The 9,051-nt window shown below is 56.2% G+C and carries 10 protein-coding genes, 1 pseudogene and 1 riboswitch; of the genes and pseudogenes, 5 read left to right on the forward strand and 6 right to left on the reverse strand.

From position 1 onward, the window contains the following. Positions 1 to 198 precede the first annotated feature (198 nt). The gene (locus IQ254_RS08730) at positions 199 to 1,797 is read left to right on the forward strand and encodes an alpha/beta hydrolase (protein WP_193965786.1); all 1,599 of its coding nucleotides are present in this window, start codon (positions 199 to 201) and stop codon (positions 1,795 to 1,797) included. A gap of 123 nt (positions 1,798 to 1,920) precedes the next feature. Next, positions 1,921 to 2,310, forward strand: coding sequence for a hypothetical protein (locus tag IQ254_RS08735; RefSeq protein WP_193965787.1), 390 nt, complete (start codon positions 1,921 to 1,923; stop codon positions 2,308 to 2,310). 93 nt (positions 2,311 to 2,403) lie between these two features. Here the strand turns inward: IQ254_RS08735 and IQ254_RS08740 are convergent, their stop codons facing one another. After that, complete coding sequence (locus tag IQ254_RS08740) at positions 2,404 to 2,880, reverse strand: DUF4278 domain-containing protein (RefSeq protein ID WP_193965788.1); 477 nt, start codon at positions 2,878 to 2,880, stop codon at positions 2,404 to 2,406. Between the two features lie 31 nt (positions 2,881 to 2,911). Beyond that, positions 2,912 to 3,004: riboswitch (Glutamine riboswitch) on the reverse strand. A gap of 211 nt (positions 3,005 to 3,215) precedes the next feature. On the opposite strand from IQ254_RS08740, the gene IQ254_RS08745 reads away from it, so the two are divergent. Both IQ254_RS08745 and hydA read left to right on the forward strand, forming a co-directional pair. Then, positions 3,216 to 3,452, forward strand: coding sequence for a hypothetical protein (locus IQ254_RS08745; protein ID WP_193965789.1), 237 nt, complete (start codon positions 3,216 to 3,218; stop codon positions 3,450 to 3,452). Between the two features lie 125 nt (positions 3,453 to 3,577). Next, positions 3,578 to 4,993 (forward strand): dihydropyrimidinase, encoded by a 1,416-nt coding sequence (gene hydA / locus IQ254_RS08750; protein ID WP_193965790.1) that lies wholly within the window; start codon positions 3,578 to 3,580, stop codon positions 4,991 to 4,993. Positions 4,994 to 5,087: 94 nt separating this feature from the next. Here hydA and IQ254_RS08755 read toward each other — a convergent pair whose 3' ends face one another. The 5 genes from IQ254_RS08755 to IQ254_RS08775 all read right to left on the reverse strand — a co-directional run bounded on the left by IQ254_RS08755 (position 5,088) and on the right by IQ254_RS08775 (position 8,345). Next, positions 5,088 to 5,399 carry a VOC family protein gene (locus IQ254_RS08755; protein WP_193965791.1) on the reverse strand — a complete coding sequence of 104 codons (312 nt, stop codon included), beginning with the start codon at positions 5,397 to 5,399 and terminating at the stop codon, positions 5,088 to 5,090. 6 nt (positions 5,400 to 5,405) lie between these two features. Continuing rightward, complete coding sequence (locus IQ254_RS08760; protein ID WP_193965792.1) at positions 5,406 to 6,023, reverse strand: class I SAM-dependent methyltransferase; 618 nt, start codon at positions 6,021 to 6,023, stop codon at positions 5,406 to 5,408. Between the two features lie 33 nt (positions 6,024 to 6,056). Continuing rightward, a complete protein-coding gene (locus IQ254_RS08765) occupies positions 6,057 to 6,590 on the reverse strand; it encodes an adenylate kinase (RefSeq protein ID WP_228040383.1) in 534 nt (177 codons plus the stop codon). Between the two features lie 25 nt (positions 6,591 to 6,615). Further along, positions 6,616 to 7,041 carry a DUF6326 family protein gene (locus tag IQ254_RS08770; protein WP_193965793.1) on the reverse strand — a complete coding sequence of 142 codons (426 nt, stop codon included), beginning with the start codon at positions 7,039 to 7,041 and terminating at the stop codon, positions 6,616 to 6,618. A gap of 134 nt (positions 7,042 to 7,175) precedes the next feature. Next, positions 7,176 to 8,345, reverse strand: a complete 1,170-nt coding sequence (locus tag IQ254_RS08775; protein WP_193965794.1) for a MerR family transcriptional regulator — start codon at positions 8,343 to 8,345, stop codon at positions 7,176 to 7,178. A gap of 176 nt (positions 8,346 to 8,521) precedes the next feature. On the opposite strand from IQ254_RS08775, the pseudogene IQ254_RS08780 reads away from it, so the two are divergent. Beyond that, positions 8,522 to 8,923, forward strand: a pseudogene (locus IQ254_RS08780) (Uma2 family endonuclease); the annotation flags it as partial. Positions 8,924 to 9,051 lie beyond the last annotated feature (128 nt).

Genomic DNA, 9,051 nt, shown 5'->3' on the forward strand with positions numbered 1-9,051 from the left:
CACGACTAGACCCGAGATAGGCGACCGGCTTACTCAGCTTACGGAACGCGGCGCCACTTGACACCCTCCTGTCGATTCACCCGATCGGGCGAACCGTTTAGGTTCACCCGAAGGCAGGTATTGGCTCTACCCCAGCACCCGCCATAGTTGGGGCGTGTCATCGGCCCGGTTGGCCCGCAGTCCCAGGGAGGATCAGCCATGTCAAAACGAGTTAACCATCTCAAAAGTCTATTTAGAACGCTTGTTGCCGCCCTGGTTCTAGCTCCTGGGGCAACGGCAGCAGACCAGGTAACTCTAACTTACGGCCCCTTTGAGCGTCATATTCCGACCACCTCGTTAGAAATCTATGCCCAAGAGCACCAGGTCGATGAGCACCTGGCTCCCTATCTACGGAGCCTCACCCCTGAGCGACAGCAAAACCTGCATCAGCTGCTGACCACTCGCCTCGACATTGGGGTGGTCTCCCTCTCCCAAATGCTCTACTCACCCATGGGAGAGGTATTGCTCAGGCGGCTGGGAGAACTGGTGCAGACCGAGGGCCGCCAGAATGGCCTCTATGGCCTACGGAGTGCTCTGGTGATCGCCGCTGCTAGCCCAGAAGGATTGACCCTGCTTAACGTCATGCGGCAGTTTCCAACCTCTACTCTGCGCATTAACCTGGCAGGAGTATTTGCCCTGGTACAAACCGCTGTTCATTTGATTCATCAGACCGAGGTGGCGATCGCCGCTATCCAGCAGCAGGCCGTGATCGAGATCGCCGCTGCTGCGCCCCTACCGGCCTCAGATCTCGACCTCACCCAGCCCGGCCCCGTGCCGTGGCACCAGGCAACCTGGAGCCTAAATGACCCCAGCCGCCAGCGGCAGATTGTTGCCGATCTATACCTGCCGCAAACTCCCCATGCCACCGTCCCGGTAGTGGTGATATCCCACGGCTTTGTCTCCGATCGCCATAGCTTTGAGGATCTAGCCCAGCATTTAGCCAGCCATGGTTTTGCCGTAGCTACCCTAGATCATCCGGGTAGCAACCGCCAATATCTAGACGACCTGCTTCAGGGCTACACCACCGACACCATCGACCCGCAAGAATTCGTTCATCGCCCCCAGGATATTTCCTTCCTGCTCGACGTTTGGCAAGAGCGCCAGCACCTTATCCCCGGCGTCGCTACCGTCAATCTCAACCAGGTCGGTATCATTGGTCTTTCGCTGGGAGGCTACACCGGCCTTGTGGCCGCCGGGGCGCAGCTCAACCAAGCGCAACTAACCGCTACCTGCATTAACACCTACCCCAACATCAACCTATCGGTCGCGCTTCAGTGCCAGGCCTTGCGGTCAACCATGCCCACCGCTTCCTTACAAGATCCCCGCATCAAAGCTGTCTTTGCCATTAATCCAATCACCAGCAGCCTGCTGGGAGCCGACGGCCTGGGTTCCGTGCAAGTCCCTGTCATGATGGTGGCTGGCAGTAACGATATCATCGCCCCCGCCCTGCCGGAGCAGATTCAGCCCTTCATGGCGCTGCCGACTGCCCATAATTATCTCGTACTACTGCAGGGAGGCAACCACACCTACAGCCGCCCCCACGAGTTGTTCGGTCAGCTCTCCGGCCCCGATCCCGATTTGGCCCGGCAGTACTTCAAAGCGCTTGGCCTGGCGTTCTTTAAAACCCACGTTGCCGAAAACTCCAGCTACAAACGTTTTTTGCAGGCCCGCTATGCTCACACCCTGAGCCGCGAACCACTACCTCTGAGTCTGGTGCAATTTCTGCCGTCACCGCTGGCCCAGGCCCTGACTGAGTAAATCAGGTATAGCCTCTCTGCGAGAGGCTGGCAGGGTCAGGTTGGCATCCTCTGGGCCGACTCGAACCTGGGAGGACGAAGGTTAGTGGATTTTCGAATTGCTTTTTCTAAGGAGAGTACGTTCATGCAACTTCAAATTATGGCTCTGTTCTGGGTAGCGATCGGTAGCTTATTGGGCGGCCTATGCCATCCTGTAGTGGCTGCCCAAGTGGAACTGCGACCCTGCGGCGGCTCAGCCCCCGGAGCCGGAAATGTTAGCGACTGTCAAACCGTGTTTTTTGGCCACTCTAAACCCGATCCTGAAGTGTTTTACATGAGTTTGGTCTACGACATGGACGTGGTGATCGCTCAGTACAGTACAAGCTTTGCCATCGCCTACGGCCCCCCTACCAACCAAGGGCTGATCGCCCTGCGCTACGAGGCCGAGCCCAGAACCGTGGCCAGCCATTCTTATTCTCAGCCTCTACTACTCAACCAACCTGAAGAAACTAACGGCCTGACTGCGCGACGCTAGAGACCTGGAGCGTCCCTTACTAAAGCAGGGCCAAGAACAAAAAAATGGCTCGGTGGGCCAGTTCACCGAGCCATTGACGGTATCTTCGTGCCGTTAGCTCATGGCCGTTGAGCTGCGATCGTAAGCGGAGAAATCGTGGGGCATTTTGCCCTGAATGTGGCTTTCGTAATGGCCAGCATCTTCCACAGACATGCCCACTTCGGCAGCCAGGCGCACCATCATGCCTTGCTCACGCCGCCGACTGCGCTGATGACGACGAATAAACAGATTACGGGCCAGCTCTGGAATATTAGTGGTGGACACTGAAGCAGGTGCCGCTGCCGTCTCCAAACTCGTAGCAACCGCCGGAATAGCGGCAACAGGCGCTGCTAGTGACACCGCTGTCGCTACACCACTACGATAGGGCACTCCCCGCCAGGTCAAATCAGCAGTAGGCTGAGCGGGCAGCTCGGCCAGAGCCTTGAATACAACAGTCGCGCCACGATAGCTGCCTGTGTCAATGGTTTCACCCAGTTGAGGAGCAGGGCTAAGGGTAGCGTCGTAGCTAACACCGCGATAAGTAAGTTTCATAATTCGCCTCCTTGAAGCGATGGCGTAGTGAGGCGCGTTCCTTCGGGAGTGTCCCTACTTCCGTCTCCCTGACCGAGCACCCGAGGGGCATGCCCTCAGCTAACAGAAAAAGGAGATGAACGTTTTGTCTTTATATCTGTATAGTAGACTACGGTTTTATTGAATTGTCAGCTTTTGATAATTCTATACAGATCTGGAGCTGTCACCAGAACCGAGTCAGAAGCATGAATATTATTCATAGTTACCATGACAAGAAGTTTTTGTAGTTATTGCTACCGAATTTTATTATGAGGTGTGGGTGAAATCCCACCGACAACGCATTAGGAGATCGAACTATGAATACCAGCTATTGGCCAATCCACACCTCATCCCATCTCCCCAACCTGGCTGCTCGGCTAGCGTCGAATTGGGATCGCCTGCTGGCTCACCTCAACACCACCACAGAGCCTCGGGTCTGGCAAACGAGCGATCGCCGCTGGAACGGCTACGACCCCATTAGCCAGCTCACCATCGATCAGGCCTCTGCCGATGAGCTGCGCACCTGGCTCGAAGAGCTGCACTATCGCCGCTAACCTGCACATTTATTTAATGGGCAAGATCTGACCCGCTCACTATAGTCATAGCAATGCTGCGCTCCCGAGCTGGGGAGACGACAGCCCGGCCAACTCGGCCAGCCGTTCACGTCACAAGGCTTGCTATGACTTCGGTGCTAATACAGGGTGGGCGCATTGTTACAGCGGTAGACGATTACCAGGGCGACATTCTCATTCAAGATGGCCGCATTGAGGCCATTGGTCGCCAGCTCACCGTAGAAAATGTGGAGCGCCACGATGCCACCGGCCTGTTGGTACTGCCCGGTGGCATTGACGCCCATGTGCACATGGAAACCCCCATGGGCAATGATGTCTACACCTGCGACAGCTTTGAGACCGGCACCCAGTCGGCAGCCTTTGGCGGCACTACCACCATCATCGACTTTGCCCAGCAGTTTCACGACGATAGCCCCAAGGCCGCCCTCGATCGCAGGCTGGCCGCCGCAGAGCCCCAGTGCTGTGTTGACTACGCCTTTCACGTCATTCTCACCGACGTTAACCCCGGCTCTCTAGCCGAGCTACCCGACCTGATCAACCACGACGGGGTTTCGAGCTTCAAGCTCTACATGGCCTACCCCGGCGTGCTGATGGTGGATGATGCCGATATTTTCAGAACCATGCGCCGCACCGGCGACCACGGTGGCATGGTCAATCTCCATGCTGAAAACGGGGTGGTGATCCAGGCGCTGATCGAAGAAGCCCTGGAGCAAGGCAACACCTCGCCCAAATATCACCAGCTCACGCGGCCCCGGTTGATGGAGGGCGAAGCGGCCCACCGCGTGATTCGGATTGCCGAGCTGGCCGAGGTGCCAGTCTATATCGTTCACCTGTCGGCGAAAGAGGCCCTGGAGGCGGTGGTGGAAGCGCGCGATCGCGGCATCCATGCCTTTGCCGAAACCTGCCCCCACTACCTGTTTTTAGACCAGTCGGAGTACGACGCCCCTGGCTTTGAGGCCGCTAAGTATGTGATGACGCCGCCTCTGCGCGATCACGACTGCCAGCACGCCCTCTGGCGGGGTCTGCAATTCGACGACTTGCAGCTGGTGGCCACCGACCACTGCCCCTTCTGCATGAACGAGAACCCCTTAGGAATTCTCAAATCGAAACAGTTTGGCCGCGAAAACTTTAACCGCATCCCCAATGGCGCGCCAGGGGTAGAGCTGCGCCTCACACTGCTCTACGACGGCGGCGTGCGGGCTGGACGTATTAATCTGAATCGCTTCGTGCAGCTCACCGCCACCGCCCCAGCCAAAATGTTTGGCCTGTTTCCCCGCAAGGGCACGATCGCCGTGGGCAGCGACGCCGACCTGGTGCTGTTTGACCCCAACGAAACCCACACCCTCAGCGCCAGCACCCACCATTCGCTAGTGGACTATTCGCTGTTTGAAGGGCGCGAGGTCACCGGCAAAGTGAAAAAGGTATTTTTGCGCGGCCAGTGCATTGTCGATGGAGAAACCTGGCTGGGCACCCCCGGCATGGGCCAATATTTGCCGCGCGGGGCCTCGGGCCGGGTGCTGTAGGGGATGACCTGCGGTCTGCCAGCCAGCCAGCAGCGATCGCTCAGAATCCGCCGAGCTTGGGTCACCATGGGGTAGGCAATAGGGAAAGCCGTGTCTACCACCGCAGAATTAGCGGCAGGGCCGGGCGATAATCTTCCGTGCGCCCCGAGTCATGATGATCCAGCGTGATTTCCATGAGATGGTCTTGGCGCGATCGCATCGAGAGGCGATCTGCTTGTGAAGCCAGCTCTAACACCCCTTCAGTATCCGTTGAGGGCGTAGAAATAAAGTAAAACCGACGGTTGGCCGTGCCCTGACCGGGATGAGTGTTTCTCGGCCCTTCTCGAAAGCCCTGCTCAAGCAGCCGATCGGCCACCTGAGCTGCTGGCTCAACCAAGATAAAGACGTGATCCAGTTCTAGATTCATGGTTGTTTATCCAGGCTTTTTGGCCACGATGAACACAGCCTTGCCTTTGCCGGGTTGCCATTGGTAATCTAGCTCGAACCCGGCATGGGTGAGGCTATCTTTTAGTGCTTGGGTGGTAAAGACGGCGACAAAGGGAAAAAACCCGAGGAATCGACCCATGGGTGCGATCAGCTTAAACCAGCTCATGGTGTCGCCTATACAGGCGGTACTGGTGACAAAAATGCCCCCCGGCTTGAGCAGTTGGTAGATCCGCGCGATCGCAGCCTCCTTGTCTTTCAACAGATGCAAAATGCTCAGGCCCAGCACCGCATCCAGGCTTTGGGCCGGAAGGTCGAGGTCTTCAATGGTGGCCTGTTCAAAGGTGACGTTGTCGATGTGCTCAGCCTTGCCCTGGGCGATCGCAATCATGCTGGCGGAGAAATCAATGGCGCGGATGTGCTTCACGTAGGGGGCATGGAGAATGGCCGTTGACCCCGTACCGCAGCCGATTTCTAGCAGTTCCATGTCGGGTCGCAGGTAGTCGCGGGTGACCGCCAGTTTTTTCTGATAGGCGGCTTCATCGGCGATCGGCTGCTGGGCATATTTCTGGGCGATTTTGTCCCAAAATTGGGTGGCTTTAGCCATGGTTCAACTCCTATGTAACGTCAGTTTGTGCGGCTATGGTTTCGTAGAACTGGGCGATGTCTTGGGGCGATGGTCAAAGACCGGTCCAGAGGACCATCGCAGATGGTAAACCTGCTTTGTCGCCTTCGCCTGCTCCACATACTCCCGATATCTGGGCGTTAGTTTGGTGTGACACAGCCGAACCGTGCGGTAGGAATTCAGCGTCCCTTGCCATAGCGGGCTCCCCTCCGGCCAGCCAGCAGGTGGCACCCAAACGCCCTTGAGAAATCGCTTTGTCACCCACCAGTAGTGCCGCCATAGGGGCATATCGAGATACACCAGAGTATCAGCCACCTCCAGTCGTTTCCACACGGTATCTAGAGAGCCAAAACCATCCACGACCCACTGGTCTTGCTGCAACAGCGCATCGTGAGCCGCTTTGAACTCGGCATGGGGCACTTCGCCGCCACCGGGCTGGTACTGGAGGGAATCGAGCGGCACCCAGGGCAGCCCGGTCATGTCCGCCAGGCGTTGGCTGAGGGTTGACTTGCCCCCGCCCGCATTGCCAAATACAGCAACTTTGTTCATCGGTTTTCTCTCTAACAGATTGCTTTTATGACGACACTTTCTGCCCGATCGCAGGTTGATTGAGAAGCGGGTTTCGCCACCGCCATGCCGACCAAATGACGAACAACAGCGCAGCACTCTCAACGATCAGGAAAAAGGTATCATCCAGGTCGATCGTCCCGTACGCGATCGCAAGCGAGAGGACGATCGCGGCGGCAATCATGTTAGTCCAGCGATTGGTGCCATAGGGCAATAGCCGAGAGAAGAGCACCATGGCGATCGGCACCTCGATCATGAAACCAGCCAACAGCAGCATTTGTTCGGATACTTGCCCGTTCATCAGCTCTTCCAGATATTCCGGCTTAGCCAGTTCATGCAGGTTCCGAAAGATCATATTGAGTAGAAAAAATATCCACAGGGTGGATAGCTTGGCTTTCGTTTCCATTGTCAGCATCTGCTTTTGCAAATTCATGATCAGGCTCCTCTTGGGATGTCTGATTAAAACTACAAACGGATGTGGGGAGCCGTAGTCCCCAGATGTGGGGATTAGAGGTGGGGATATGAGATACAACCCAGGTAGGTGACCATCTGCGAGATTTTTACCTTCTAGGGCCTGAGTCGTTGCTTCAGGCGATCGCAGTCCACCCGACACGCCTGCAAAACGCGCATCGCCATGCCGCCACCGGTTTCACCTTCTTGCAAAATGCCGAGCAGCAAATGTTCCGGGGTAATCTGATCTTCTCCCTGCTGTTGCGCTTGCTGAGCAGCCAGTTCCAATACGTGGTTGGCGCGAGGGGTAAACGGCATTTTGGCGGGAATTTCGGCAGGTGACGTAGCGCAGGCTAACCAGTCGCGCAATAGGGTTTCTGCCGTGGCAAAATCCACGCCTTGTTCCCCCAGAGCCTGGGCTGCCACACTCGTTTCCACTGCGAGCAGTCCCAGCAGCAGACCCTCTGTACCCATAAAGTCGTTGATCTGCAACTTTGTTCGCATGGCTTCCTGGCCTTGGGTGAGCACCGCATGGGTTTCTGGTGCTAAGCGACCCAGCGCAAAACCGACTAACTCTTCCCGGACTGATAGCATCGCCACCGCTTTGAGAATGTATTCCAAGGTCGGCGCATCCAACGTGCCCCAGCTAGCCGCCTCAGCCCCTTCTTGTTGGTAAAGCTGAATCAGGGCTTCGTAGAGCTGTAGATCGCCACCGACAAATCCGAGAATGCTGGTTCGCCACTGCCACGCCATTTGCTGGACCTCCGGATCGTTGAGGTCGCGCCCCTCGGCTAGATGCGATCGCGCCTGGGTCAGGAACTGCTGCCATTCGGCCTCTCCCTGCTGGAGTCGAGCTTCGAGTAAATCGTGCTGTTCTTGGGTCAAATATTGCTGGGTCATGGTGATCGTCTCCATTGTGGTGATCAGGTCTTCAACCGCAACGGTCTGAGAGATTTGGAGCTGTTGAGCTATCTGGCTGAGCTGGGTGAAGAGCGATCGCGATACCGCCATCTGCTCCTGCAGGCGCGCTAGATGCAGGTCAATCACCTGTGGCAAGGAAAATTCAGGATTCTCCAGGCACTCGCGGATTTCTTTAAGCGCAAAGCCCAACTGCCGCAGCGATAAGATTTGCTGAAGTCGAGCAATATCGGCTTCGCTGTAGAGTCGATACTCTGCCTCGGTGCGGTATGAGGGCACCAGCAGACCAATCTCGTCGTAGTACCGCAAGGTGCGGATTGACAGCCCGGTCTGTTTTGCCAATTCCCCAATTTGCAGCAGGTTAGACATAATGCCCTTCCGCTCCTATCCAAACGTGTACGGTTGATGACTAGAGGCTAAGGGGTGACGTAGCGTGAGACTCAAGCCGTTGGCTAGCTTTTTGGTGTCACTTGACTCGATCAGGACTAGGATCAGCGGTAATGATCTATGTTAAGTCTTTGCGATTGGATGACCAAAGGTGACCCATGACAACGCTGCTGATTCAGACGGAGAGCATTCCTCTGACGGTAAACCTGCCGATGCCGATTGAGATGACGATGGCAGAGTTCTATGAATTTTGTCAGGCCAATCGTGATCTGCGGATTGAGCGCAGTGCCAACGGAGAGGTGATCATCATGCCACCCGCCTTTTCAGACACGGGAAACCGTAACTTCAATTTAGCTGTGCAGATTGGCAACTGGGCTGAGCAGGATGGTAATGGGCTAGGTTTTGACTCAAGTGCTGGCTTTACGCTGCCCAATGGAGCAATGCGATCGCCCGATGCGGCGTGGATTCGGCTTGAACGCTGGAATGCACTAACAGGGGACGAGAAGGCGTCCTTTGCGCCCATTTGTCCAGATTTTGTCGTTGAGCTAAAGTCATCCAGCGCTTAACGGGTGACAAGGGTACTCAACGTCATGCGGTACAGGGCTTTGAGACAATAAAGGGGACAAAAAATAGGGAGCCTCAGTGCAGCTCCCCTAAACCAATATGTTTCCTGCATCCTACCAAACCA

Source organism: Nodosilinea sp. LEGE 07088 (assembly GCF_015207395.1).
Classification (GTDB): domain Bacteria; phylum Cyanobacteriota; class Cyanobacteriia; order Phormidesmidales; family Phormidesmidaceae; genus Nodosilinea.

What these genes read in the sequence shown, in the direction of transcription:
- IQ254_RS08730 (WP_193965786.1), top strand. Translation starts at nt 199, where the DNA reads ATGTCAAAACGAGTTAACCATCTCAAAAGTCTATTTAGAACGCTTGTT.
- IQ254_RS08735 (WP_193965787.1), top strand. Translation starts at nt 1,921, where the DNA reads ATGCAACTTCAAATTATGGCTCTGTTCTGGGTAGCGATCGGTAGCTTA.
- IQ254_RS08740 (WP_193965788.1), bottom strand. Translation starts at nt 2,880, where the DNA reads ATGAAACTTACTTATCGCGGTGTTAGCTACGACGCTACCCTTAGCCCT.
- IQ254_RS08745 (WP_193965789.1), top strand. Translation starts at nt 3,216, where the DNA reads ATGAATACCAGCTATTGGCCAATCCACACCTCATCCCATCTCCCCAAC.
- hydA (WP_193965790.1), top strand. Translation starts at nt 3,578, where the DNA reads ATGACTTCGGTGCTAATACAGGGTGGGCGCATTGTTACAGCGGTAGAC.
- IQ254_RS08755 (WP_193965791.1), bottom strand. Translation starts at nt 5,399, where the DNA reads ATGAATCTAGAACTGGATCACGTCTTTATCTTGGTTGAGCCAGCAGCT.
- IQ254_RS08760 (WP_193965792.1), bottom strand. Translation starts at nt 6,023, where the DNA reads ATGGCTAAAGCCACCCAATTTTGGGACAAAATCGCCCAGAAATATGCC.
- IQ254_RS08765 (WP_228040383.1), bottom strand. Translation starts at nt 6,590, where the DNA reads ATGAACAAAGTTGCTGTATTTGGCAATGCGGGCGGGGGCAAGTCAACC.
- IQ254_RS08770 (WP_193965793.1), bottom strand. Translation starts at nt 7,041, where the DNA reads ATGAATTTGCAAAAGCAGATGCTGACAATGGAAACGAAAGCCAAGCTA.
- IQ254_RS08775 (WP_193965794.1), bottom strand. Translation starts at nt 8,345, where the DNA reads ATGTCTAACCTGCTGCAAATTGGGGAATTGGCAAAACAGACCGGGCTG.